19 protein-coding genes and 1 pseudogene are annotated in these 25,112 nt (G+C 53.8%); 15 read left to right on the forward strand and 5 right to left on the reverse strand.

The features are described 5' to 3' along the window. Nucleotides 1–411: 411 nt before the first annotated feature. The 6 genes from ACTIDN_RS08720 to ACTIDN_RS08745 all read left to right on the forward strand — a co-directional run bounded on the left by ACTIDN_RS08720 (nucleotide 412) and on the right by ACTIDN_RS08745 (nucleotide 8,941). Nucleotides 412–1,392, forward strand: coding sequence for an HlyD family secretion protein (locus ACTIDN_RS08720; RefSeq protein ID WP_441376737.1), 981 nt, complete (start codon nucleotides 412–414; stop codon nucleotides 1,390–1,392). Between the two features lie 2 nt (nucleotides 1,393–1,394). Next, the gene (gene rbbA / locus ACTIDN_RS08725; RefSeq protein ID WP_441376738.1) at nucleotides 1,395–4,133 is read left to right on the forward strand and encodes a ribosome-associated ATPase/putative transporter RbbA; all 2,739 of its coding nucleotides are present in this window, start codon (nucleotides 1,395–1,397) and stop codon (nucleotides 4,131–4,133) included. Next, nucleotides 4,133–5,260: an ABC transporter permease gene (locus tag ACTIDN_RS08730; RefSeq protein WP_441376739.1), complete on the forward strand. Its 1,128-nt coding sequence runs from the start codon at nucleotides 4,133–4,135 to the stop codon at nucleotides 5,258–5,260. The genes rbbA and ACTIDN_RS08730 overlap by 1 nt, the downstream gene beginning before the upstream one ends. 6 nt (nucleotides 5,261–5,266) lie before the next feature. Beyond that, entirely contained in the window at nucleotides 5,267–6,751 is a 1,485-nt protein-coding gene (locus tag ACTIDN_RS08735; RefSeq protein ID WP_441376740.1) for a TolC family protein, read from the forward strand. A 125-nt stretch (nucleotides 6,752–6,876) separates the two neighbouring features. Next, nucleotides 6,877–7,554: a TetR/AcrR family transcriptional regulator gene (locus tag ACTIDN_RS08740; protein WP_441376741.1), complete on the forward strand. Its 678-nt coding sequence runs from the start codon at nucleotides 6,877–6,879 to the stop codon at nucleotides 7,552–7,554. A 193-nt stretch (nucleotides 7,555–7,747) separates the two neighbouring features. Then, nucleotides 7,748–8,941, forward strand: a complete 1,194-nt coding sequence (locus ACTIDN_RS08745) for a lipase family protein (RefSeq protein ID WP_441376742.1) — start codon at nucleotides 7,748–7,750, stop codon at nucleotides 8,939–8,941. Nucleotides 8,942–9,096: 155 nt separating this feature from the next. On the opposite strand, the gene ACTIDN_RS08750 is transcribed toward ACTIDN_RS08745, so the two are convergent. Next, nucleotides 9,097–10,473 carry a penicillin-binding protein activator gene (locus tag ACTIDN_RS08750; RefSeq protein WP_441376777.1) on the reverse strand — a complete coding sequence of 459 codons (1,377 nt, stop codon included), beginning with the start codon at nucleotides 10,471–10,473 and terminating at the stop codon, nucleotides 9,097–9,099. On the opposite strand from ACTIDN_RS08750, the gene rsmI reads away from it, so the two are divergent. After that, nucleotides 10,467–11,426, forward strand: coding sequence for a 16S rRNA (cytidine(1402)-2'-O)-methyltransferase (gene rsmI / locus ACTIDN_RS08755; RefSeq protein WP_441376743.1), 960 nt, complete (start codon nucleotides 10,467–10,469; stop codon nucleotides 11,424–11,426). The two genes, ACTIDN_RS08750 and rsmI, sit on opposite strands and share 7 nt — an antisense overlap. Before the next feature lie 3 nt (nucleotides 11,427–11,429). On the opposite strand, the gene ACTIDN_RS08760 is transcribed toward rsmI, so the two are convergent. Together ACTIDN_RS08760 and fzlA are read right to left on the reverse strand one after the other, a co-directional pair. After that, complete coding sequence (locus ACTIDN_RS08760; protein ID WP_441376778.1) at nucleotides 11,430–12,629, reverse strand: NAD(P)/FAD-dependent oxidoreductase; 1,200 nt, start codon at nucleotides 12,627–12,629, stop codon at nucleotides 11,430–11,432. 25 nt (nucleotides 12,630–12,654) lie between these two features. Next, complete coding sequence (gene fzlA / locus ACTIDN_RS08765) at nucleotides 12,655–13,323, reverse strand: FtsZ-binding protein FzlA (protein WP_415508642.1); 669 nt, start codon at nucleotides 13,321–13,323, stop codon at nucleotides 12,655–12,657. Between the two features lie 169 nt (nucleotides 13,324–13,492). Between fzlA and minC the strand changes: the two genes are divergently transcribed. From minC to minE, 3 genes are all read left to right on the forward strand, one after another. Beyond that, nucleotides 13,493–14,185, forward strand: coding sequence for a septum site-determining protein MinC (gene minC, locus ACTIDN_RS08770; RefSeq protein ID WP_441376744.1), 693 nt, complete (start codon nucleotides 13,493–13,495; stop codon nucleotides 14,183–14,185). Between the two features lie 145 nt (nucleotides 14,186–14,330). Beyond that, a complete protein-coding gene (gene minD, locus ACTIDN_RS08775; protein ID WP_415508644.1) occupies nucleotides 14,331–15,146 on the forward strand; it encodes a septum site-determining protein MinD in 816 nt (271 codons plus the stop codon). Then, nucleotides 15,143–15,439, forward strand: a complete 297-nt coding sequence (gene minE / locus ACTIDN_RS08780) for a cell division topological specificity factor MinE (RefSeq protein ID WP_415508645.1) — start codon at nucleotides 15,143–15,145, stop codon at nucleotides 15,437–15,439. The genes minD and minE overlap by 4 nt, the downstream gene beginning before the upstream one ends. A 91-nt stretch (nucleotides 15,440–15,530) precedes the next feature. On the opposite strand, the gene ACTIDN_RS08785 is transcribed toward minE, so the two are convergent. Next, entirely contained in the window at nucleotides 15,531–16,217 is a 687-nt protein-coding gene (locus ACTIDN_RS08785) for a GntR family transcriptional regulator (protein WP_415508646.1), read from the reverse strand. After that, nucleotides 16,214–18,027: pseudogene (locus ACTIDN_RS08790) on the reverse strand (ABC transporter ATP-binding protein). The gene ACTIDN_RS08785 and the pseudogene ACTIDN_RS08790 overlap by 4 nt, the downstream one beginning before the upstream one ends. Before the next feature lie 250 nt (nucleotides 18,028–18,277). On the opposite strand from ACTIDN_RS08790, the gene cysG reads away from it, so the two are divergent. The 5 genes from cysG (at nucleotide 18,278) to lptG (ending at nucleotide 25,107) form a co-directional block, all read left to right on the forward strand. After that, nucleotides 18,278–19,684: a siroheme synthase CysG gene (cysG, locus tag ACTIDN_RS08795; RefSeq protein ID WP_441376745.1), complete on the forward strand. Its 1,407-nt coding sequence runs from the start codon at nucleotides 18,278–18,280 to the stop codon at nucleotides 19,682–19,684. A gap of 410 nt (nucleotides 19,685–20,094) precedes the next feature. Then, nucleotides 20,095–21,738, forward strand: coding sequence for a porin (locus ACTIDN_RS08800; RefSeq protein ID WP_441376746.1), 1,644 nt, complete (start codon nucleotides 20,095–20,097; stop codon nucleotides 21,736–21,738). Between the two features lie 92 nt (nucleotides 21,739–21,830). Further along, on the forward strand, nucleotides 21,831–22,658 hold the full coding sequence (locus ACTIDN_RS08805) for an aldo/keto reductase (protein WP_441376747.1): 828 nt from the start codon (nucleotides 21,831–21,833) through the stop codon (nucleotides 22,656–22,658). Between the two features lie 170 nt (nucleotides 22,659–22,828). Beyond that, the gene (gene lptF / locus ACTIDN_RS08810; protein ID WP_441376748.1) at nucleotides 22,829–23,977 is read left to right on the forward strand and encodes an LPS export ABC transporter permease LptF; all 1,149 of its coding nucleotides are present in this window, start codon (nucleotides 22,829–22,831) and stop codon (nucleotides 23,975–23,977) included. Nucleotides 23,978–23,991: 14 nt separating this feature from the next. Further along, nucleotides 23,992–25,107 carry an LPS export ABC transporter permease LptG gene (gene lptG / locus ACTIDN_RS08815; protein ID WP_441376749.1) on the forward strand — a complete coding sequence of 372 codons (1,116 nt, stop codon included), beginning with the start codon at nucleotides 23,992–23,994 and terminating at the stop codon, nucleotides 25,105–25,107. The last annotated feature ends 5 nt before the right edge of the window (nucleotides 25,108–25,112 follow it).

A 25,112-nucleotide genomic window follows, 5' to 3' on the forward strand; every position in this document is an offset into this window, starting at 1 on the left:
AAATACCCATCACGAAAAGTGCGGAAGAACCCAGTTCTCAGTGAAAATCAACAACATTATGCGCTCTCCCGTTGCATGCGTGGCATGATGCCTCTGCAAAAACAAACATCAGCCTCACGCGCAGGCATCGTTAACAAAGTGCCGACAAGGATATAAAAAACGAACACCTTGTCAATTTTAAATGGGTTAAATTTGATTGTTTTTTATGACAATATTATTTTTGAAAATACGAATTTACTTAGAAACAGGAAAAACTATTTACCTTCAATGAGGACTTATTTGGTTCTCTATTCCCATTCAAATTCTAAAATAATAACTTGACGTTTCTGTCATAAATTATAGATAGTTCGTTCTTCACGTCAAACCCCTCTTCCTCGTTCCTCATCTGTTTTTTGCCACGCAAGGTTTATTGTGAAAGCTCCTGCCAAAATAACGCTTATTGCCGCATCCGCTCTTGTTCTCATTGGGGGGGCTTATGCGTGGCACCGCCAGCAAGAAACAAACCGCATTCCTGATGGTATTATTTATGGTAATGGTCGTCTTGAGTTCACGAGGGTAGATGTTGCCGTAAAATATCCCGGCCGCATCATCAGCCTGACCGCTCATGAGGGTGACACTGTGGCTGCGGGTCAAGTGCTGGCACAGGAAGATACTGGCACAGTACTTGCCCAGCGTGCGCAGGCGCAAGCGCAGTTGGACCGGGCTGGAAGCTCTGCCCAACGTGCAATGGCTGAACTTACAGCCCGACAGTCAGCCCTCAGGCTGGCGCAGGATGAACTCCGCCACGCTCAGGCCATGCGCCGCCAGAACCTGATTTCCGATATGGAAGTTACGCAGCGCCGCACACAGGTTGAAACATCACAATCCGCCGTGGCCGCTACAACTGCCGCCGTGCAGGAGGCTCAGCACGCGCAAGCTGGTGCTACCGCGCAAGTGCAGCAGATTCAGTCCATACTGGATGATATGACCATTCACGCTCCTGTGGCAGGCCGTATTGAATACCGGGTAGTGGAGACTGGCAGCGTTCTTGCCCCCGGCGGCCGGGTTTACGCCATGCTGGACCCCGTTGACCCATACATGACCCTCTTTTTCCCGACCAAAGCCATCAGTGGCCTGAAAACCGGTGATGAAGCCCGCATCAAGTTTGACGGGCTTGACCAGCCGGTTGCCGCCACTGTGTCCTTTATTGATACGCAGGCCCAGTTCACGCCCAAATATGTTGAAACAGCAACCGAGCGTGAGCAGTTGATGTACCGCGTCAAGCTCCGTGTCACTGCCGCGGAGCAGAAGCGTCTGGGCAGCGTGTTGAAAGCAGGCATGACCGGCAACGGCTATATTCGTGAACGGCAGGACGTTGCGTGGCCCACCGCCGCACAACAGAATGGCATTTAAGTATGAGCCCTAATACCTCTGAAATCCGGCTGGAAGGCGTTTGCCACAGTTATGGTGGCCAGCAGGTTCTGCACAATATTTCCCTCCGCCTACCAGCAGGACAAACCATTGCGTTTGTAGGGCCGGACGGGGTTGGTAAATCTACACTGCTAGGCCTTATTGCTGGGGTAAGGCACCTCCAACAGGGGGAGGTGCATACCCTTGGCGTTAATGTCCGAAACAAACCTGAGCGCGAGGCTTTTCTGTCTCGGCTGGCCTTCATGCCGCAGGGTTTGGGGAAAAACCTGTACCCCACGCTTTCTGTTCGGGAAAATATTGATTTTTTTGGCCGTCTGTTTGCCCTGAATGCCGCTACGCGCGAAAGCCGTATTACGCACTTGCTGGACGCCACAGGCCTTGCCCCCTTCCCTGACCGGCCTGCAGGTAAACTGTCTGGCGGCATGAAGCAAAAAGTCAGTTTATGCTGCTCGCTCGTGCATAATCCGGACCTGCTTATTCTGGATGAGCCGACAACCGGTGTGGACCCCTTATCGCGCAGGCAGTTCTGGGCACTTGTTGACCAGATGCGCGCTGAGCGCCCGTCCATGACCGTCATTGTCTCAACTGCCTACATGGATGAAGCTGAGCGTTTCTCGTGGCTTGTTGCCATGAATGGCGGTCGCATTCTGGCCTCTGACACCACACAAGCCATCAAGAGCCAGACCAACACGACCAGTGTGGAGGACGCCTATACGTCCCTGCTTCCGCAGGAAGACCAGCAGGAAATTGCTGGTTTTACCATCCCGCCATATCAGGATGACGGCAGCCCTCCGGTCATTGATGCTGAAAATCTGACCCGGCAATTCGGGTCTTTCAAAGCCGTGGATGATGTAAGCTTCCGTATTCGCCGTGGCGAGATTTTCGGGTTTCTTGGCTCGAACGGATGCGGCAAGTCCACCACCATGAAAATGCTGACCGGACTGCTGGATATTAGTAGTGGCACCGCAAAAATGTTCGGGCACCCTGTCACAGCAGGTGACATGACAACGCGCATGCGCATTGGCTATATGTCACAAGGTTTTTCTCTCTACGAAGAACTGACAGTACGCCAGAACCTCATGCTACAGGCCCGGCTTTTCCGTATGTCCGAAGCTGAAGCCAAGCAGCGTGTCACAACCATGCTGGAAAGCTTCAGGTTGGCGGAGGAAGCGGACAGTCGGCCTACCGGTTTGCCTCTTGGTTACCGCCAGCGGCTACAGCTTGCCGCAGCCTGCATTAACAACCCCGACATCCTGATTCTGGATGAACCCACCTCTGGTGTAGACCCTGCGGCGCGGGATATGTTCTGGAAGCATCTGGCTACCTTATCCCGTGCGCAGCATGTCACTATTTTTGTCTCCACCCATTTCATGAACGAAGCTGCACGCTGTGACCGTATTTCTCTTATGGATAAAGGGAAAGTACTGGCCATGGGCACACCTGAAGAGATTACCCAACAGGCTGGCACGCAAACGCTGGAAGACGCGTTTATTAAGTGCCTGGAAACTGCGGGTAACAGTGCAGGTGTTACCGCTGCTCCGCCTGCCCCACTAGAAACTCCGGACGCTGAGACCAAAACGATCTCTCCTTTCATCAGCTGGTTTTCTCGCTGTTGGGCTTTTGCCCGCCGAGAAGGGGTTGAACTGACCCGTGACCGCCTACGCCTGATGTTTGCCATTCTTGGGCCAACCATTCTGTTGCTCATTTCTGCTTACAGTGTGTCGTTTGACATTAACTCCATTCGCTACACTGTGGCGGATCATGACCAAACCCACGCCAGCCGCGAACTGGTTGAGCAGTTCCGCGGGTCTCGGTATTTTCATGAAGTCTCCTATGCCCCAGACTGGGAGACCGTGGAGAACCGTATTCAGCAGGGAAAAGTAGCATTTGGTCTGGATATTCCCGCCAATTTTGGGCGGGACATGGCTGCAGGACGCCACCCCGGGCTAGGGGTTATTATTGATGGCTCTATGCCGTTTCTGAGCGCCAATGTCCGCTCTTATGTCGATGCGGTGCTGCTCAGTTACGCGGCCTCAATGCAGAAAACACTGCCACGCTCTGTCTCGTCCAGCCTTATGCCTGTCAGCATTACACCACGCTTTGTCTACAATCAGGAATTTCGCAGCATCTACGCCATGACACCGGGCACCATCATGCTGGCGCTTATTCTGGTTCCCACCATGCTGACAGCCCTTGGCGTGGTGCGTGAGAAAGAAATTGGTTCCATCATGAACCTGTACGCCTCCCCGGCCAGTTCAGGACAATATCTCATAGGCAAACAACTGCCCTATGTTGCCCTTGCCGTGCTGGCGTATCTGGTGCTCGTCCTGCTTTCCACCACGTTGCTTGGCGTTCCCCTTAAGGGCTCTTTTGTTGCGCTGACTATTGGGGCCACGCTGTATATTTTTGCCTGCACGGGGTTTGGGCTGCTTATTTCTACGTTCGTCAGCTCTCAGGTGGCGGCCATTTTTGGCACGGCTATCAGTTGCCTTATCCTCTCCGCCAATTTTTCCGGGTTATTGTACCCGGTCTCTACCCTGTCTGGCGTTACGTACCTGATCAGCCAGTTTTTTCCGGCATCATGGTTCCAGCTTATCAGTCTTGGGTGTTTTACAAAGGGGCTGGAGCTGAACGCTTTCTGGCGCATGTATGCAGCCCTTATTGGCTTTGCTGCTCTTTACATGACCGGAGCCCGCCTTTTCCTTAAAAAGCAGGATACGTAATGCTGCGCTGGTTTATTAATGTCAGCCTGCTGTGCCGCAAGGAATTTCACAGCCTTATGGGCGACTTCGTGCTGCTGGGACTGATCGTGTTTTCCTTTTCCGCTGCTATCATTGAGGTTGCGCATGGCGTGAAAATTGATGTCTCAAACGCAACAGTGGCGTTTATTGATGAAGATCATTCTGCGCTCTCCCGCCATTTACGGTCTGCGGTTCTGCCTCCTTATTTCAAGCCGCCAACCCTGACAGACCGCGCCCACGCCAGTGCTGGCATGGATGATGGGACATTCAATTTTGTTGTCGATATTCCCCCCCGCTTTGAAGCGGACGTGCTGGCAGGCCGCACCCCGGACGTACAGGAATTGATTGACGCCACAGCTATGACGCAGGCCGGGCTTGGTGCCGTGTATCTACAACAAATTTTTCTGGGTGAAGTTCAGGCTCAACTTCATTTACCCTCTATAACCAGCCTGATGCCGTTTGGAATCGACAGCCGCATCCGCTTCAACCCCAACAGTGAGTCAGCTTGGTTTACCTCCGTCATGCAGGTTGTCACCAACGCAACAGTTCTTTCAATCGTGCTGGTCGGAGCTGCGGTTATTCGTGAACGCGAGCATGGAACCATGGAGCATTTGCTGGTGTTACCTGTCTCCGCCAGCCAGATTGCCATTGGTAAAATTCTGGCCAACGGGGCGGTTATTTTCATTGCCAGCCTGCTATCCCTATGGCTCACCGTTCACCTCTGGCTGGGCGTGCCTATCGCGGGGTCACAACTGCTTTTTGCAGGCTGTCTGGTGCTGTATCTGTTTTCAGTCACATCCCTTGGCATGATGCTGGCAACCATTGCCCCCAGTATGCCGCAGTTCGGGCTTCTGGTTGTACCAGTCTATGCCGTGGCCTACCTGTTGTCAGGCGCAGCCACACCGCTTGAAAGCATGCCCGACCTTATCCAATCTCTTGTCCGGTTTTTTCCGACCACGCAGTTCGTAAAAATTGCGCAGTCCATTCTCTATCGCGGTGCGGGGCTTGAGAGCATTTGGCCCTCCCTGCTGGCCATTATTTTGTCTTCCACTCTTTTCCTTGTCATGGCGCTTGCTCGTTTTCGCTCCATGCTTGCTCGTCAGGACTGAACGCCGATGCCTTCTTTACCCGTGCATTCCGCCCGCCTGCTGCTGTCCAGCCTTGTATGTACCAGCCTTGCGGCCTGCTCACCTTTCACAACGCCACATCCAACAGCAAGCGTGACGGTTCCCAGCCACTTTGCGGCTCTTCCCTCAACAACGCTTGACACGGACCTGACCAAATGGTGGACCGCGTGGCAGGACCCTCTGCTGTCCCACCTTATTGAGCAGGCGCTTGCTGCCAACTTGGATATAAAGAGTGCCCAAGCACGTGTGCGGGAGTCCCGAGCTTATACAAAGGAAGCGAAATCCGCCCTCTACCCTACGGTGGGCGTTATGGGGTCTATGATGGGTGGCGGCATGGATTGGCGGCACCCAGTACCACCCCTGCTGAAAATGGCTTCCCCCGACATTCAGGACCCTGCAACAGATGGTCATATAGCAGGGCTGACCATGGCATGGGAGCCTGACATCTGGGGTGGTAAAACAGCGACCAAACGGGCTGCCCAACATATGTCTCTGGCAACCGAGGAAGTTTTGCACGGTACACATATGGCCATTGCCGCTGATGTGGCCGCCAATTACCTGACGGCTCGGGGGCTCCAGCAACGACTAGCCCTGCTGGAGCAGTCAATTACGACACTGCAAAGCCTCAAGCACTATGCCTCAGCCCGCTTCAACGCAGGCCAGACAACTCAGGCTGATGTTCAGACCATTCAGGCGCAAATAGACAGTGCTCTGGCACAGCAACCTCTGTTGCACGCTTATCTGGATGCATGCCGTCACCGTATTGCTATTCTGGCAGGTGTTCCGCCGGAGCAGGCCCCTGAACTACCGCTCTCTGGCGGCTTACCGTACACCGTCCCTGCCGTGCCCACCGCTACCCTGCCATCAACCGTGCTGGAAAGGCGGCCTGATGTCCGGTTACAAAAGAATATTCTGGAAGCCAACTTCCAGCGCCTGATCAGCGCTAAGACAGATCTGCTCCCGCGCTTTGGGTTAGAGTTTTTTGGCGGAGACGGTCGCCTTCGTTTTGACGGCCTGCCCGGTGTTTCCGGCTCCGGCGGATTAATGGCCGTGAATGCTTACCTTCCGCTTTTTACAGCAGGACGCATCCATGCTCAGATTAACGCAGCAGATGCCCAACTGGATCAAGCCGTGGCACATTATGACAAAGCAGTTCTCACCGCTTTAAGTGAAATTGAAGACGCTTACGAAAACCGCTTCAGTGCAGACCAAAATACGACGCATCTGACCGCGCAAGTTGCAGCCTTAACCACAGCAACGTCTCAGGCCAAAGGGCTTTATGAAGGCGGACGTTTTACCATGCAGGATGTTCTTACAACCCGTATGAAGAAAATTGCCGCGCAGGATGATCTTGCCACTGCACAAACACAACGCGCGCTGGCAACAGTACAACTCGCGCGCGCACTTGGCGGAGGCTGGAATGCCAATGAATGGCCAAGCACTTCTGCGCGGCCTGACGCTGGGCAGAAGTGATAAATTTTTTAAGGGTTTATCGCGTAGCGTTATGACATAATTCGTATTAGAAAATACTTCCCCTTTTCCCTTTTCTGCCCGCCCATCAGTACGCGGGCAACAAAGGAGCACAGAAGCCATTGAGCATGCCCCAGCCCTCCTCTTCCAACGCCACTCCTACAAAACGCAAGTCTTACCGGGCGTCAAAAAAACGGGAGATGACGCGGTCTTTCAAAGAAGAAGCTTTTGAAAGTGCTGCCTGGAAGATTTTCTCTTCTTTGGGGTTGGATGCGGCAACGGTGCGGGACATTGTTTCTCTTAGCAATGTATCACCCGGTAGCTTTTATAATTACTATAAAACAAAAGAACGGATTTTTGATATTCTTCTGGTCCGCGTTACAGAACGCGTCAAACAGACCGTTCTGCAAACGCGCACTGAAGCCGATGACCTTGAAACCATGCTGACCAAAAGTCATGGCGCGGTGTTACGTGAACTTTTAAGCATAAACGGTGCCCCAAGCTTTTTTGAACTAAACCAGCACCATATTCGTGCCCGCCTGTTCACCATGAAAGAAACACGGGACATGCTGGATAATCTTAAACAGCACCTGTTACGGCTTATTCCTATTTCCACAATTTCTCCCGACCGCATGACGTTTATTGCTGCCTCCACACTCACCATGGGTCTGGAATCCCTGCTTTATATGGCGCGCAACCCGTTGCTTGATATTGATGAGACAGCACTTCTTGCTGGTAGCATGGCCGCGGGGAACATCCGGGGGGCGGTAAAAGTTCTGTCACCTGAGCACACGCCTCCCGCATAAGGAAACGTACATCCGTTTTTCACAAAACATTCATTCCATTTCAAAAATTACTTTTTAATGTGCAGCACTATGGCTGTTTGACACCTAAAATAATTTACAATACGATTTACTTGTTTTTAGAGTTCTCTCAGCAACTTGGCTTTCCGTTGTCTTTAACTCGCAACGTAAAACCTGAATAAATGAGACTATCTGCATGCATTCTTTTTCAGTCAAAAAAATCACACGCCACTGTGCCGCTGGTATCGCTTTATTGGCCACAACAGCACTTGCCCATGCTGAACCCGCGCTATCTGCCCAAACAGCGGGACATGTCATAAGCGCTGAGCCGCTTTCCCCTGCTTTCAGTCTGCCAGATGCGGGCACAGCCTACCGTGTCACCTATCTTTCAACAGATGGCCTGACCCAGAAGGGGTTGGTTCCGGTGACTGAAGAAGTTATTTTACCCAAAGGAAAAGCACCAAAAGGCGGCTGGCCAATTGTTGCATGGGCCCATGGTACTGTAGGTGTTAACAGCCAGTGCGCCCCCTCTCTGGCTCCTTATACCGAGCGTAACCGCATCTATCTGTTAGCATGGATGAAGCGTGGCTTTGCTATTGTTGCCACAGACTATCAGGGGCTGGGCACATCGGGCGTACATCCTTATCTCAATACGCGTGTTGAAGCTTACAGCGTGCTGGATGGTGTACGGGCAGCCCTTTCCTCTTACCCTCTCAAAAATAAAGTCATGATAGTCGGGCAGTCTCAAGGGGGTGGTGCCGCAGTGGCTTCAGCATCCTTTGCACCAGAGTATGCCCCAGATATTGATATCCCTGGCACGGTTGCAACTGGCGTTCCCTATCTGGACCCTGCCCTGATGGCCGCACTCCTGAAGCCACCTGCTGATGGAAAGGTTGAAACTGGCTTTAACCCGCTCATTGTTTACGCGCTGTACCTTGCCAACGGCCTTGCAGCGCATGACGCAGCCTTTACGCCGGAGGAAGCCTTTACGGCTAAAGCCATGCCTGCCTATCGCGCAGCAGCGCAAAGTTGCGTGAGCCAGCTGACAGAACAGGTGAGAAATGAGGGCCTTAATTTCCAGAATGCCATCAAACCCGAGTTCAGCAAACTGATGGCACCCGCTATTGCAGATATGCGGTATCCCACGCTCAAACTGGCTCAGCCTCTATTTGTCGGCACAGGGTCTGAAGACAGAGATGTTCCGCCTGCACTTCAATTTGCACTTGTCAAAGCCGCCTGTACGGCCGGTTCAAACGTGCAAGCCCATGTTTACAAAGGGCTAGACCATAGCCAGACCGTCAATGCCTCTTTGCCTGATTCTGCAACATTCACCGCAGCCGTCATGGCAGGCAAACCCGTTGCGTCCACTTGTGGTGCGCTGAATAACTAAGACCTGTCAGGCATCTTATTGTTTTTCAATAAGATGCCTTTTTAAACACAGTGTGTATTTCAATAATTTTTGAAAAATTTATACCACACTCCAAACTGAAAAGACCGTTCGTTTTTAGGGTGCCGTTTTATACGTCACCCTAAAAATACTCTTCCTCAACCGGCAACTTGAGAGGAGGAGGTCGCAATCAGTTTGGCATTATTTCCACCGCCAGTCACTTCAAACACACCCAGTGCACGGCGGGCCTGCCCATTAGGCTGCAAGGTAAAGTGCCCGTCCACCCCGGCAAAGCCTTCTGGGCGGGTCAGCACGTCAACTGGATAGCCGGAGGGAGCAATTTGCGCTGTGGTTTTAGCGACCATGGCGGCATCGTAAGACAAATCGGCCAATGGGCGTGGCATATGGTGGTTACGCGCCATGAACTGGGTCGCAAATGTCTGCCGGGAAGATGGATCTGGCGCAGCATACCAAGCACCTTTCAATGCTCCGAGCTTGGTTGCAAACGCCGCCCACAGGCCTGGGCCAAGAATACGAACCTTATCCGACGTAATTTGAGAATCATTCAGGGCAGATATTACATTTTTCAAAGCTAGCCCGGTATCACCCAGCAGCAGCGCATCAAATGGCGGCGCGCCCAGCTTTGGTGCTGCGGCCGTATCTGCGCCGTTGGAATTGAGGGCTGCTGCAAGGTCTGTTGGCAATGCTTTGTCTGAAGACGTGTCCGTATCGGGTTTTACATCGCCTGTAGTGGCTTTTGCTTCAGCCAGACGGCTGTCATAGGCCGCTAGTTGGCGCATCATAGCCGTAATATTTGTCTCGGTGCCTGTATGGTAAATAACAGTTGGCGCAATAAGCCCCTGCTCCTGACAGGCGGCGCGTAATCCGTTACCCAGAGCATGGCCAAGAGGATTATCCGGAAGCAGAGCCGCAAAACGGCTCCGGCCTGTTTTGTGAGCCAGAGCCACCAGACGCTGCACCTGGTCTTCAGGCGTAATGCCCATAACCCAAACGCCCGGTTTGGCCTGCGTGATGTCACTGGTAAACGCCAGAACGGGTACGTTGGCGCTTAGGGCCGCTGGCGCCGCCGCGGCTGTGTCTCCTGCCGTTAAGGGGCCAAGCAAAATACCGTCACCTGCTGCAATAGCAGCCGCAGCCGCAGCAGAGGCCCCACCTGGTCCGGCAGTATCATGCACGTCCATTTGCGCTGGAAGGACCGCCGCTTTCGGAGCAGACGGTACTGTCGGCTGAGCGGGCGCATCCCCCAGTGCAAGCTGCGCACCAGACAGCAGTTCGCGCCCCAACCCCGCATTCGGGCCAGTCAGCGGCAGAAGCACACCAACCTTGTGGCTTATTTTTGCAGGCTCAACACTGGAGCCAGCAGGGCCAGAGTGGTCGGCACATCCGGCAAGCAGCAGGCCCATTGTACCCAGTACAGCCATTCCGCTCTTGCGTGTTAAGCCGTTTGCCGCCAGACCACCATACGGCTGCTTGGTCAAGCCAACCTCTGACAGGAAAGAATAGGCGCGTGTCATCATCCAGTTCGTCCTCCGAAAACAACCGGTCTGATGCACAATGCGACCGGGACCCTGCTATCCATAGCGAAGGACGCAGCCCAAGTCATGCCCCTCGTGCCTTCAGCTTGACACTTGTTGCCACACCAATTGGTAATCTGGGTGATTTCAGCCCACGCGCTGTACAGGCTCTTGCCGCCGCAGACGTTGTTTTGTGCGAAGATACACGCACCACGGCCCGCCTGCTGATCGAAAACGGGATTTCTGTGCGTACCGAAGCCCTGCATGAACATAACGAACGCCAACGTGTGCCAGCACTGATTGAGCGACTGCAAAACGGCACCCATATTGCCGTTGTTTCTGATGCAGGTATGCCTCTGCTCTCAGACCCCGGCTACAGGCTGGTACGTGCTGCAATTGATGCAGGCGTGTCACTTACTGTTATTCCCGGCCCCAACGCGGCGCTGACTGCGCTGGTTCTGTCTGGCCTGCCCCCGCACCCCTTCATGTTTGTCGGTTTCCCCCCTCCGCGTTCTGCCGCACGTAAGGAAAGCTTTGCCAAACTTCATGCCGCTGAGCGCGCTGGCCTTTCAGCAACATTAATATGGCACGAAGCCCCGCACCGGCTGGCAGAAACGCTGGCTGATATGGCGGAAATTTTTGGCCCCACACGCCCTGCCGCCGTTGCCCGGGAACTGACGAAGCGTTTTGAGGAAGTCAAACGGGCAAGCGTTGCAGAGCTTGCCGCATTTTACGCGGAAAATCCGCCACGTGGAGAAATCACGCTTCTTCTTGGCCCAGCGGAGGAAACGGAAACCACGCAGGATGATCTGGACACAACTTTGCGCACCCTGCTGGAAACACATTCCGTAAAAGACGCAGCATCGCTGGCGGCAACAGCCGCAGGGCTACCACGCCGCACAGTTTATGCGCGGGCGCTTGAGCTTGCGGCAGAACGCAAAAAAGAAGGTTAGCTGTTACCCTTCAGCAATGGCCATGCCTGCGGCGTGGCCACTTGCCCATGCCCAGTGGAAATTATAGCCACCAAGCCACCCTGTGACGTCCACAGCTTCCCCAATAATATAAAGCCCCGGAACACTTTCTGCCTGCATGGTTTTGGACGAAAGGGCTCTCGTATCAACCCCACCGCGCGTAACCTCCGCCTTGGCAAAACCCTCCGTACCGGTTGGATAAATATCGAGACGATGGAGAGAGGCCGCCAACGCACGAATAGTTTTGTCCGGCCACTCAACCACCGGCCGATCGGGCACATGTTGCCGAGCCATCTCTTGCGCAAGGCGTTGCGGCAACCACCGCCCAAGCGCCGCCGGACCACGCATTTTACCTTTGGCTGCCTTCAACGCGCCTACCAGTTGCTCTGCGTTCTGCCCCGGCAGAAGGTCTAGCCTGATTGGCTCTCCCGCATGCCAGTAGGACGAAATTTGCAAAAGCGCCGGACCAGATAGCCCCCGGTGCGTAAACAGCAGGGCTTCCTCAAACGCGATCTTTCCGCAGGATGCTTTTACCGGGAGAGACACACCAGCCAGTTCGTGCATCCATCCCTGATCCATCCCGCCAAAAACAAATGGCACCAGGGCTGGTTCGGGCGTAACTATTGGCAAGCCAAAGCGCTTTGCCACATCGTAAGCAAAGCCTGTTGCACCAATTTTAGGAATGGACAGGCCACCTGTAGCCAGCACCAGCGCAGGACTTACAAAGGTCCCGCGTGACGTTTCCACCCTAAACTTATCTGAACGACTGATGTCCCTGACCCGTACATCCGTAAACAGACGCACACCGGCGGTAGAACATTCAGCCAACAGCATAGACAGGATATCTTGTGCAGAATTATCGCAAAAAAGTTGCCCAAGCTTTTTTTCATGCCAAGGGATACGGTGCTTTTCAACCAAAGCCAGAAAATCTGCCGGTTTGTAGCGGCTCAGGGCAGAACGGGCAAAGTGCTTGTTCTGAGAAATAAAGCGCTCAGGCTTGATATCTCTATTGGTAAAATTACAGCGGCCACCGCCAGAAATAAGGATTTTACGCCCAATTTCCGGTGAGTGATCAATAACAATAACCTGCTTGCCTTTTTGGGCGGCGGTAAAGGCGGCCATAAGGCCTGCAGCCCCGGCACCAATAATCAGCACGTCTGGCGTGCGTACACCCACGCCATGCATATCTACCAAGAGAGCGTTACTTTCTTCAGAAATCGAGGTTGGCGTAATAATCCGGCGGTGTAATGCCAGAAACGCGGTCCGCCAGCAGGGGCCGGAAACAGGGGCGAGACTTCATGCGGGCATACCAGTCCCGCACCGCAGGTGCGCGCGACCAATCAATATCACCAATAAAATCAAGACAGGACAGGTGCGCAGCAGCGGCAAAATCCGCCATAGACAGGAAGTTCCCAGCCAGCCAGTTCCTGTTTTCAGCCAGACTGTTCATGTATTTCAGGTTTGGCTTCATGGCGGCATAACCTTCGCGCAGCACGGTGCCATCCGGGTTGCCACGGCCGCTCAGGCGCTTCAGTACGCGCTCCGTAATGAAACGGTTCGTCACTTCCTTAGCGAAATGGCCATCAAACCACGCAACAAGCCGCCGTACCTCTACACGTTCGGCCAATGTCCGGCCGAGCAGTGGCGTATCTGAATACGCTTCTTCCAGATATTCGCAGATCACGTGCGAGTCAGGAACAATCAGCCCGTTATCCTCAACAAGCACAGGCACTTCCCCTGCGGGATTGAGAGCTAAAAACTCGGGACGTTCTTCCCACACCCGTTCGACAACAGCTTCAAACGGCAGACGTTTTTCACCCAGTACAAGGCGCACCTTGCGGCAATAGGGAGAAATGGGATGATGAAAGAGGGTACGCATGCAACAGATTTATGACATTGTCTCCGCTCTTGCCAGAGGTTAAATGACATAAAGCACCATCAAATGTGCTTAAACTTTCAGTGCACAGCCCCGGATACTCGACAGAGCGCGGGCTGGCCTATACCACTAGGCTGTATTGACCCGACCTTATCCAGCGAGACCATACCCTTTGTCCGGCACGTCCTCTCTTCCCCGTATCCGATTGTCTGGCCGGTCTTTTCTGGCCCTTACCCTCACGCCAGAAGCCCCTTTGGTAGACTGGCTAAACGCCCTTGATGCTCAACTGGCACGCTCAGCAGGCTTTTTTTCGGGTAAGCCTATTATTCTAGACCTCAGCCGTGTCACCGCAGACACGCCCAATCTGCCTTACCTGAAAAGTGCTCTGGAAGAACGCGGCGTTCGTATTATCGGCATAGAAAATGGTGACAGAGACTGGCCAGCCTTTGCCGATTGGGAATGGCCCGAGAGCTTTGTTGGCGGCCGCTCTTCTGGAGAGATGGAAGTTCCCGAAGAGAACATCCCCCCGCCGCCGCCCACAAGCCTGCTTATTGAGGAACCGGTACGCTCTGGCCAGCATATTGTCTGGCCAGATGGAGATGTCATTATTCTTGGCTCCGTCTCATCCGGGGCGGAAGTCTCAGCTGGAGGGTCTATCCATATTTATGGCGCTCTGAGGGGGCGTGCCATTGCTGGCATTGGTGGCCACGCGAACGCCCGGATCTTCACCCGCCATCTTGCTGCCGAATTGGTAGCTATTGATGGGTTTTACGCAACAGCGGAAGAAATGGGAGCAGACCACAATGGCAAACCAACACAGGTACTTCTTGATGGTGAAACCATCGTTTTTCGTTCCGTTACGTAATAACAAACGTTTTATCTGAAACTATTAAGATTTTGTACCATATTCTCCGTTCCCTTTTTAACGGTAGATTGTATCCTAGCCTCAACATAGCTGTCATATCCTGATGATGGCACTTGCCGCGTAAGACAAAGAGGAAAAAAGACCAATGTCAAAGGTTCTGGTCGTCACGTCAGGAAAAGGTGGGGTCGGCAAAACGACAACAACCGCCGCCCTGGGGGCCGCGCTTGCCAAAGCAGGCCAAAAAGTTGTTCTGGTCGATTTTGACGTTGGTTTGCGTAACCTTGACCTAGTCATGGGAGCAGAACGCCGGGTTGTGTTTGACCTGATCAACGTCATTCAGGGTGATGCCAACCTTGCGCAGGCCCTGATCAAAGACAAGCGCGTCGAAAATCTGTCGCTCCTCCCTGCCTCCCAGACACGGGACAAGGATGCCCTGACATCTGAAGGCGTTGAAAAAGTTATCAACGAACTCCGCTCAAAGTTCGACTGGGTTATCTGCGATAGCCCCGCCGGCATTGAACGCGGCGCACAGATGGCCATGTACCACGCCGATGTGGCCGTTATTGTCACCAACCCGGAAGTGTCCTCCGTACGTGACAGCGACCGCATTATCGGCATGTTGGACAGCACGACAGCACATGCCAAAAAAGGCGATAAGATAGATAAGCATCTGCTGATTACTCGGTATGACCCACAGCGCGCAGCGCGCGGTGACATGCTGGGCACAGATGACGTGCTGGATATTCTCTCCATTCCCCTTCTCGGTATCATCCCTGAAAGTGGCGATGTACTGCGCGCCTCCAACGTCGGTGCGCCGGTAACTATTGCTGAACCTGAGAGCGCGCCTGCCCGCGCCTACACGGATGCTGCACGCCGCCTGAACGGTGAAAAGCTGGAAGTAACCATCCCTACAGAACGTAAGGGCCTGCTCGACTGGCTCTTCAAAAGGAGAGTTGCATGAGCTCCTTTCTTTCCAGTCTTTTTAAAAAGCGTTCTTCAGCTCCCGTCGCGCGCGATCGGTTGCAGATCCTGCTTGCCCATGAACGCATTTCCGTAGGCGATGGGAAAGATGACCTTCTGGGTCAGCTTCACCGTGAGATTATGGAAGTTATTCAACGCCACGTTGCAGTTGATAAGGACAAGGTTCAGATCAAGCTTGATCGCGGTGCCCATTGCTCCACACTTGAGATTGATGTGGAAGTCCCCGGCCTGACCGACGCTAAAAGCAAAGCGCCAGAAGCGTCAAAGGCATAACGCCACTACGCTACAAATGGCATGATACTAAAAAAGCCTGCACAGATATGTGTCAGGCTTTTTTTTGTTGGGCTTTTATCTTTTCGTCCTATTACGGCAGGAACGGCTCCAGCCAAGACTGAGCCTGAGCAAAGTCCTTGCGCATAGCCTCTCCCGCAGCAGCCGGATTATGCTGACTAAACGCCTCAATAAGCTGTAAATGAGGATGGTGCGCATCTGCCGGGCTGATATCTGGCAGACCATTTGCCACGGCATAAATTGGGCCAATACGCGTCCAGAGCCCATGCACAATACCGGCTGTCAGGCTTAGGTTGGAAAAATCTGCCACAGCATTATGAAACGCCGCGTTTGCGACAGCCGTCCCGTGTGAATCTTCCGCCTGATACGCCTGTATAAAGGCATCATGCCGTTCCTTCAGAATATCTATCTGCTCTACGGTTGCATGCTCTGCCACGTCGCGGGCCAGACGTTCTTCAATATCTGCGCGCAAGGCGTGAATTTCCAGAAAAATGGCGCGAGAGACTGCTGGCACTCGCGCTGTATTCCGCTCATCCAGTTCCAGCGCCTGCTCTGACACAAGCCTCAACAAGGCCTCACGCACAGGCGTAGGGCTAAGGTTGAGGGATGTTGCTAGTGGCCGGAGTACAAGCCTGTCCCCACCCCTGTACTGGCTATGAATTAGCCGGTCCCTAATTTGCTGGTACGCATAGGCCGCAAGAGCCCCCCGCCCTGACGGACGGTCTGCGTGGGAAGAAAGGGCTGCATCCTGCATGGTCATGCGTGGGTTACCTGTTTACTCAAGAAGTAGTTATACGGGCCGTCTTGCTGCTCCAGCACACTGGGAGGGCCATCCTCCACAATCTTGCCGTCCTGCATCACGACAATTCTATCAAAATTCCGCAATGTTGAAAGCCGGTGCGCAACAGCAATCACCGTTCGCCCGATCATAAGGCGATCCAGCGCCTGCTGAACATGCTCTTCGCTCTCTGTATCCAAGGCACTGGTGGCTTCATCTAGGATAAGGATGGGAGCATTACGTAGGAAGGCTCGGGCAATGGCAATTCTCTGCCGCTGACCACCAGAGAGCTTGACCCCCCTATCCCCCACAATGGTGTTAAATCCTTCTGACATGGCCTCAATAAAATCTCGGCACCCGGCAGCCTGCGCTGCGGACTGCACTTCGGCATCTGTTGCGTCAGGGCGGCCATAACGGATGTTTTCCAGCACACTTCTGTGCAGGAGAGACACATCCTGCGGCACTATGGACAGGCAGCTACGCAACGCATCATCTGTCAGGCCGCGAATATCCTGACCATCAATCAGAATTTTACCGCCATTCACAAAACGCAACCGCTGCAACAATGCCAGCACCATACTTTTACCTGAGCCCGAGCGCCCAACCAGCCCGACACGGGTACCGGGCGTAATGTGTAGGTTAAAGTCGTTTAGGACCTGAGAGCCATTGGGATAGGAAAAACTGACATCCCGAAAATCCACATCCCCTTTAACAGGCCCTGCCATCACTGTGGCATCGGCAGCGTCTGGCATATCGTGCGGGATCAGAAGTGCTGACAGCACTTCTGACAGGCGGGCGTTATGCTGGATTGTTTCCACCAAGGACATCGCAAGATCACGCGTGCCATGCAAAATGGCAAAACCCAGCGTGATAACCATAACAACCTGCCCGACGGTGGCCTGCCCCCACTGCCACAGCAGCACTGCCCACAGTAATAAACCGGTAGTCAGCACAGCGGTCATGGCCGCATGCACCATACGCAACCGCTCCATGTAGCGCAGAGACTTCAGCCTCTGCCCCATTTCATGCTGAGCCAGCATATTAAAGCGCATGCGCTCACGGCTACGCATCCCAAAAGCGCACGGCTACGCATCCCAAAAGCGCGCACCAGAGCAATGTTGCCCATAACATCCAATGTTTCGCCTTCAAGTCCGGCGGCTGCCTCTGCATATAGGCCGTGCAACCTGCGGCCCCTGACTGCCAGCTTGAACATAAGAAAACACAGGCCAAGTGCCGTCACTACGGTAACGCACCCCATCGTGCCACTAACCGAAAGCATGAGTATAACAGACAGCAGCACATTCAGTGCGGGCGGCAGCACATTCCATGCCAGCATGTTTTCCATAACAAAACTGACATTACCGGCCGTGGCAATGCTTACAGCAAGGGACGTTGGCATCCGGTCTGCAAAATAGGCTGGAGAATGGCCTGTCAGAAAACGGAACAGATCCTGCCGTATATCCCCCGTTACTGCTACAAACGTGCCAGAGGCAAACCAGCCAGCGATACGCCAGGAAATATTATCGGCGATAATCAGACCTATCAACAGCCCGACGGCCTGCCAGACGCTCCGGCCAGGACTACCGGCACCAGAGGCCGTCATGATGTCCACCAGATGCCGAATGCCGTAAGACGACAGGACGGAGCACGCAATGGCCACCCCCACGGCACCAAAAACCATGACATGCGCAAAAGCACGATGCCGCATATAGCGAAGCAGAAACCTGACAGGATGCCCAGCATACTGAGGCAGCTCATTATCCGGCACTGTAACGGTCGTGGAAGATGTCATGCGTTTCCTTTTTGATCCTCTGTGCTCAAATGCAAGCTGTTGTCGCTCAATGCCATAACGCGTTGTAATTGGGTCAGACTAAACACATTGGAAAAAAAAGCAGAGTCGGGCCCGTATCCCCGCTTATCTCCTGCCCGATAGCGGCTCCATGATGGCAGAAGACTGATACAGCGAGAAATAGCATTTTTTTCCAGTCATTTTCGCCTTCAAGACTTGCCATACAAGCGCAAGCCTGCTTGCTGATCTGATTATGCAACGATCATCATCGCATACAACCTGGTTCCCTATCGTGCTCCGCATGGACGGCGCTCGTGTGCTTGTTATTGGTGGCGGCAATGTCGCGGCCAATAAAATACAGCTACTTGCCCCCACCGGTGCGAAAATTGAGGTTCTTTCCCAAAACCTCACACCAGAATTGCAGCGCCTTGCCGAAGATGGCGCCATCCATCACGTGGCAATAGACGTAACGCCACAGGATGTCGCAGCACGATTGGTCGGGTGCAGGCTGGTCTATGTGGCAACAAACGATGCCACTCTGAACCGCGACATAGCATCCGTTTGTCAGGCGCAAAATGTGCCAGTGTGCGCAGTGGATGATCCCGGGATTTCCAGTTTCATAACGCCCGCTCTATCGATACGCGGCGCTGTACAGGTGGCCGTCTCCACAGGTGGAGCAGCTCCGGTTTTAGCACGCCGCCTAAGAGCCCGGATTGAGGAGGTACTACCTGCCGGGTTGCATAGGCTGGTAGAGTTTATGCAGGACAAGCGCCTGCCTCTGCGTGAAAAACTACCCGCCTCCTCTGACCGCAGGCAGGTCTGGGAGCGTTTTCTGGATGGCCGAGGCCAGCATCTGGCTCTGAAAGGTGAAACACAGGCCGCAGCGGAAGAGCTGGATCACCTTACGCAGGGCCATACGCCACAGGGTGAAGTCTGGCTTGTGGGCGCCGGACCCGGAGACCCTGACCTTCTGACATTGGCAGCACTCCGCCTGATGCAGGATGCCGATACAGTTTTATACGATAACCTGATTGGCCCAAATATTCTCAATTATGTCCGACGAGACGCGGAGCGCGTGTTTGTTGGCAAGCAGCGCAACCGGCACACCCTGCCTCAGGAAGGAATTAATGAAGAACTGATCCGCCGCGCCAAAGCCGGTGAACGTGTTTTACGGCTAAAGGGAGGAGATCCCTTTATCTTCGGTCGTGGCGGAGAGGAAATGGAGGCACTTGTTGCTGCCGGGGTGCCTTTCCGCATTGTGCCGGGTATTTCTGCAGCCAATGGCTGTGCCGCTTATGCTGGTATTCCCCTAACCCATCGGGATTGCGCTCAGGCCTGTCTGTTCATAACGGGTCATGCACGCGCCGATGGCACTTTGGAACTGGCGTGGGACAGAATAGCCCTCCGGGGGCAAACTGTTGTTATCTATATGGGCCTCAGCATGCTGCCTGACCTGTGCGCACAACTGCAAGCACACGGCCTGCCTGCTGACTGGCCAGCAGCACTTGTGGAACGAGGCACCTCCCCTGAACAGCGTGTCTTCACCGGCTCTCTGGCATCCCTACCGGACATAGCCCGAGGCAACGGCGTAACGAGCCCTGCCCTTCTTATCGTGGGGGAAGTGGTCCGGCACAGAGTGGTTCCGGCGTCTCGTACTTGATAAAATAATCGTGATGACGGGGCTATTCGCATCAGAATTCTGCCCCGGTTTTTATGGCACTGCAAATTTTCGCTCAGTTTGCAAGCTTCGATCTTATCATACCTCCCCTTTCTTCTTCACGGGGGAAAGCTTGCAGAGCACCATTACTTACATCGTGTTATAACATTTTTTATGCGTAACAAATTTCATTAACTAATTGATTTAAAATAGTTTTCCCATGCTTTCGCGTTTTATCATACTTCTGACGTTTCTGGCAGCACGCACGGGATACCCGTTCATTCATAACATTTGCTTGAATGGACGGGAAAAACGTCAGGTTTGCCTACACATGTTTGTGTAGTCCTCACCATGTTGACGGCAACGGGGCTGTTCCTCAACAGAAAGGAAATCACCCCAAGGAGCATACCGCTATGGCTCACAAGAAGCCGTTTTTTTTCTCGACCCTTCTTGCCGCCTCGGTTTGTTTCCCGCTTACCTGCCCGTCAGTTGGGTTGGCAGATGATTATAGTGACCTGCTGGACATTCTGCGCGCAAAAGGCAGCCTGACCCAGCACGAGTATGACACATTGCTGTCCAAGCACATTCACCGTGCGGCAGCACCACAACACGTAACACGTACAGCCGTGCGCACAGCCCCCGCACCATCCGCACGGCGCGGCGTAACGCATGCCTCCGCTCACACAGTACGGGCAGGTTATGAAGACGGCATCCGTTTTGACCCCGGACAGGAAGACAGTGCCACGCTCCGCGCCCAGAACGCGGCTGATCGAGCTGAAGCCAGTGCACGGTCCGCGCAACAGGCCATGCTTTCTACCCAGAACGCCCTTAACAGTTCCAGCGTTGTGCGGGTGGCCAAATACGTGCCCGGCAAAGGCTTAACCTTTAAGGCTGGCCCGGTTGACATCAATTTTTCCGGCTTCGTAAATGGTTTTTATACCTATAACAGCCCTGCAGGTGGCCGCCCGGTAGCGGGTGGTGTGTCCACTGGGTCAAGCGGCTTTGACTCCTCCTCAGTACGCAATGGTCTGCTCCCGGCGGGCTTTATCCTTAAGCTCAGTACCACGCAGTCCGGCATTGATATGTCTGCTGTGCTGGGCATGTATCCCGGCGTGAACAACGCGAAGAACGGCGCCTTCAACGCCAATACAGGCGGTAGCCCAGTTGGCTTGGGCACTGCTGGCATAGACTTGCGTCAAGTATACGTCACGTTTGGCACCAAACAGGTGGGAACATTCAAGGTCGGGCGTGATCTGGCCATTTTCGGGAGCGATGCCATCCTGAACGATGCCACGCTGCTCAGCGTGGGTTCAACAGGCAGTAATGCCGCCCCCGGCAATACCTCTTTGGGCCGTATCGGTGTCGGTTATGTTTATGCGGACTGGATCCCACAAATCTCCTACGTCTCTCCAACCTATCACGGGCTACAGGGATCTGTGGGCGTGTTCCAGCCACTGGACCAGTTCAATTTCGCCGGCGAAGGCCTCTCGGCTCAATCTCAGCAACATTCTTCACCCATGGTGCAAGGCAAGGCGACCTATGACTTTGCTATTGGCGGTATAAAAACACGCCTTTGGGCCAGCTTCCTGATCCAGCATCATCAAGGCCTGACCAGCGATACGATCACCGAAAACGAACATAGAAGCGCCATGGCGGAAGCTGGCGAAATTGGCGCAAAATTCACCTACAGAAACTTTCAGGGCGTTGCATATTATTATCGTGGAAGCGGCTTGGGCACCACGGCTCTCTTCTTTGACGGTGTAGCCGCCAACGGCCGCAAACGCTCATCAGAAGGCTATTATGTGCAGGCCATGTATAACTTCACCAAGAAATTCAAACTGGTGGGGAGCTACGGCGTCAGCAATCTGTATCAGGCTCCGGGCGAAAATGACTCCATGCTCGTCCGACGCAACCAGTCGGAAGTGGGGGCCGCCTATTACAGCCTGACGGACTGGCTGAACCTTGTCGCTGAATTTGCCCATACCAATTCAGCAGCTCATGGCGGCAACCATAATAGCGATAATTCAGGCTCTGGCGGGGTTATCCTTCTGTTCTGATCATCAGGTTCTGGCTGGGTTGCTTGGAACATCCCAGCCAACCGTGCGTTGGCAAAACAGTCTCTCATACGTTTTGTTAAAGGATAGTCACCATGCCAACAGCACCGCTCCTTCCGCTTAACGATGGTCGCTCCATTCCGTCCGTTGGGTTTGGAACTTACCCAATGAAAGACCAGCAACTGGAAACTGCCATCCAGGCGGCGCTCCTGACCGGATACCGGCTGATTGATACAGCCGCCAGCTACGAAAACGAAACCAATGTAGGCAATGCCCTGAATGCCTCCAGTGTTGAGCGTAAGGACATTTTTCTCTCCACCAAGCTCCGTGGGGCTGACCAAGGATATGACGTCGCCTTGCGCGGGTTGGATGCAAGCCTCCAGCGCCTGAATGTCGATTATGTTGACCTGTACCTCATTCACTGGCCCCTGCCTGCCAAGGACCTGTACGTTGAAAGCTGGAAGGCCATGATCGCCGCCCAGAAAGACGGGAAAATCCGGTCAATCGGGGTTTCCAATTTCAAGCCAGCCCATCTGGAACGGCTGCTGCAGGAAACTGGTGTAGTGCCGGTGGTTAACCAGATCGAAATTCACGCAGATTTCCCACAGAATGAACAGCGCGCCTTCAATGCCCGCCATAACATTCTTACGCAGGGCTGGAGCCCATTGGGAAAAGACCTGATGGACAACCCCACCATCACCCAACTGGCAGAAAAGCATAACCGTAACCCCGCCCAGATCATGCTGCGCTGGGAAACCCAAATTAACGTTATCCCGCTTCCCAAATCCGGCAACCCGGACCGTATGCGCGCCAATCTGGATATTTTTGACTTTACGCTGGATGCTGAAGATATGGCTGCAATTGCCAAACTGGACACGAACAACCGCTTAGGCGGAGACCCAGACACACATGAAGAATTCTGAATGAGCCAGCTTTGACGGGGCATAGTTGAGCCCTGCGTCAAAAAAACTTTTTTTATTTTCCGGGTATAAGCCACGTTAAAGCCGCATCTTTGCTACATATCCCCTCCTCACGTAAGATCTGACCCCGCAAGGGGTGTTGCCCTTGTGGCAGGAGGGGGTAGATAAGGCTGATGACCGCCCGTTCATTTCAGCTCTGGTTGAAGAAGCACGTTCCAACTCTGGACCGTTATATTTTTCATCAGCTCTTTATTGCCCTGCTGGCCACAACCGGCGGGCTGGCGGCGCTTATCTGGTTGATGCAATCCCTTCATTTTGTCTCGCTCGTAGTAGACCGTGGGCTTTCACTCCGGGTCTTTATTGAGCTGACCAGTCTGCTCATTCCATCTTTTGTGGCTGTCGTGCTGCCCATCACGACTTTCGTGGTTAGTCTGTTCGTGTATCAGCGGCTGGCCGGAGATCGAGAGTTGACAGTCATGCGGGCTGCGGGCCTGTCCCCGCTTTCTCTGGCAAGACCGGGGCTTGCTTGCGCTGTTGCCGCAACCTGCGCCGGTTTTTTCCTTAATTTATGGGTCGTGCCGCATTCCTATCATGCCTTCCGCCAGTACGAATACCAGATCAGAAACAAGATGGCGGCCTTCATGCTCCAGGAGGGGGTTTTCACCAAGGTGTCGGACGTAATGACGGTTTACATCCGCTCCCGTACGCATGATGGCATGCTTCACGGTATTGTCGTGGAGGATGACCGGCAACCAGACAGGCATGCCACTATTCTGGCCAACCGTGGCTCCATGGTTATTGTCAACGACGCGCCGCGCGTTGTGCTGTATGATGGTTCCCGTCAGGTTATTGACCGCAAGACAGGCCGATTGGATATGCTTGTATTCAAACAGGACACAATGGACCTGTCTTCCAGTAGAAAAAAAGATACACGCGATGCCGATGCAGCCGAGATGTCCCTGCATGACCTACTACACCCAGACACAAAACAGATTGCCAAAAATGATATTGGCAAGCGCAAGGTTGAGGGATGGAGGCGTTTGACCTCTCCCCTGACCTGCTTCTCTTTCGCCATGGTTGGTCTGTTTGCCATCCTACGAGGTGTCTTTTCAAGGCACGGCAATATTAAGCGGCCATTGGCTGCGGTACTCAGTGTTGTGGGCCTTCTGGCGCTGAACTTGGTGCTGCAAAATCTTGCAAGCCGCAATATGGCGCTAATTCCCCTGATCCCACTTCTGGCCGTACTTCCCGGTGTTGTATGCTCGGTCATCCTGTTTGGCCCGGAACTACGAGCGGGGCGTAACCAGCCCCACACGGCTTGAGAACAGGAAGCAGCATGGTTGTTTCTGTTACACTCTCGCTCTACATCGCGCGCCAGTTCGTCTTTTCCGTTGCCGCCATGATTGCATCTCTTACAGGCATTGTTTGTCTGTTTGATTTTATTGATCTGCTCCGCCGTGTAGCCACAAAACCTCACGTGTCCACAAATGTGGTGACGGAAATTGCGGCCTTGCACGTCCCCCATTTCTCCATTGAAATTTTACCTTTCGGTATTCTTCTGGGAGGCATTGTCTGCTTCTGGCGGCTTACCCGTTCATCAGAACTTGTCGTAGCGCGTGCTGCGGGTATCTCTGCATGGCAGTTTCTGGCAGGCCCGCTCGCCTGTGCCATGATGATTGGTACACTCGCAACAACCATTATTTCTCCAGTTTCGTCATCCCTTTATCGAAAAGCCGAGGAACTGGATCAGCAATATCTCCGCACGGAAGGGGGGCCTCTTAGCCTTTCCAGTGGTGCGTTATGGCTGCGTCAGGCAGATACACAGTTCGACCCTCATGGTGTTGCGCTGCTGAATGCACGCGGAGTGCAGCTTGGTAAGGATGGGGTGCTGCGAATCAGGGACATCAGCATTTTTCGTCTGGACCACGACGACAAACTTATTCTGAGAATCGAATCTCCAGAGGGCTATCTGGCTGACCGCGCCTGGATTCTGAAAAACGCCCAGACCGTCCGTCCTTACGAAATTCTCCATTCTGTAGGCCAACTGACCCTCCCTACGGACCTGACAGTTGGCCGCGTACAGGAAAGCTTTGCCTCACCAGAAACCTTATCCATCTGGGCACTTCCAAGCTTTATTAAACTTCTGGAACGCTCAGGTTTTTCTTCCATTCGCCACCGTATTCACTTCCAGTCTCTGCTTGCACTCCCTATGCTGGCAGGCACGATGGCGCTGGTTGCGGCTGGTTTTTCCATGCGCCCCACGCGTCGTGGTGGCGTTGCACGTATGATCGGGTCTGGTGTTGCCGCAGGTTTTCTGCTTTTCACAGTCTCGAAAGTTGCGGAGCAATTTGGTAATTCAGGAGCATTGCCTGCTGTTCTGGCGGCATGGGCCCCTACTGTTGCTGGGTTGTGCCTTGCTATTTCGTTGTTGCTTCATCTGGAGGATGGCTGATTGAC

This window comes from Acetobacter sp. (assembly GCF_052102375.1).
Taxonomy (GTDB): Bacteria; Pseudomonadota; Alphaproteobacteria; order Acetobacterales; family Acetobacteraceae; genus Acetobacter.

Excerpts from the sequence above, each read along its gene's own strand:
- rbbA (WP_441376738.1), top strand. The coding sequence starts at position 1,395 with ATGAGCCCTAATACCTCTGAAATCCGGCTGGAAGGCGTTTGCCACAGT.
- ACTIDN_RS08730 (WP_441376739.1), top strand. The coding sequence starts at position 4,133 with ATGCTGCGCTGGTTTATTAATGTCAGCCTGCTGTGCCGCAAGGAATTT.
- ACTIDN_RS08735 (WP_441376740.1), top strand. The coding sequence starts at position 5,267 with ATGCCTTCTTTACCCGTGCATTCCGCCCGCCTGCTGCTGTCCAGCCTT.
- ACTIDN_RS08740 (WP_441376741.1), top strand. The coding sequence starts at position 6,877 with ATGCCCCAGCCCTCCTCTTCCAACGCCACTCCTACAAAACGCAAGTCT.
- ACTIDN_RS08745 (WP_441376742.1), top strand. The coding sequence starts at position 7,748 with ATGCATTCTTTTTCAGTCAAAAAAATCACACGCCACTGTGCCGCTGGT.
- ACTIDN_RS08750 (WP_441376777.1), bottom strand. The coding sequence starts at position 10,473 with ATGACACGCGCCTATTCTTTCCTGTCAGAGGTTGGCTTGACCAAGCAG.
- ACTIDN_RS08760 (WP_441376778.1), bottom strand. The coding sequence starts at position 12,629 with ATGCATGGCGTGGGTGTACGCACGCCAGACGTGCTGATTATTGGTGCC.
- fzlA (WP_415508642.1), bottom strand. The coding sequence starts at position 13,323 with ATGCGTACCCTCTTTCATCATCCCATTTCTCCCTATTGCCGCAAGGTG.
- minD (WP_415508644.1), top strand. The coding sequence starts at position 14,331 with ATGTCAAAGGTTCTGGTCGTCACGTCAGGAAAAGGTGGGGTCGGCAAA.
- minE (WP_415508645.1), top strand. The coding sequence starts at position 15,143 with ATGAGCTCCTTTCTTTCCAGTCTTTTTAAAAAGCGTTCTTCAGCTCCC.
- ACTIDN_RS08785 (WP_415508646.1), bottom strand. The coding sequence starts at position 16,217 with ATGACCATGCAGGATGCAGCCCTTTCTTCCCACGCAGACCGTCCGTCA.
- cysG (WP_441376745.1), top strand. The coding sequence starts at position 18,278 with ATGCAACGATCATCATCGCATACAACCTGGTTCCCTATCGTGCTCCGC.
- ACTIDN_RS08800 (WP_441376746.1), top strand. The coding sequence starts at position 20,095 with ATGGCTCACAAGAAGCCGTTTTTTTTCTCGACCCTTCTTGCCGCCTCG.
- ACTIDN_RS08805 (WP_441376747.1), top strand. The coding sequence starts at position 21,831 with ATGCCAACAGCACCGCTCCTTCCGCTTAACGATGGTCGCTCCATTCCG.
- lptF (WP_441376748.1), top strand. The coding sequence starts at position 22,829 with ATGACCGCCCGTTCATTTCAGCTCTGGTTGAAGAAGCACGTTCCAACT.
- lptG (WP_441376749.1), top strand. The coding sequence starts at position 23,992 with ATGGTTGTTTCTGTTACACTCTCGCTCTACATCGCGCGCCAGTTCGTC.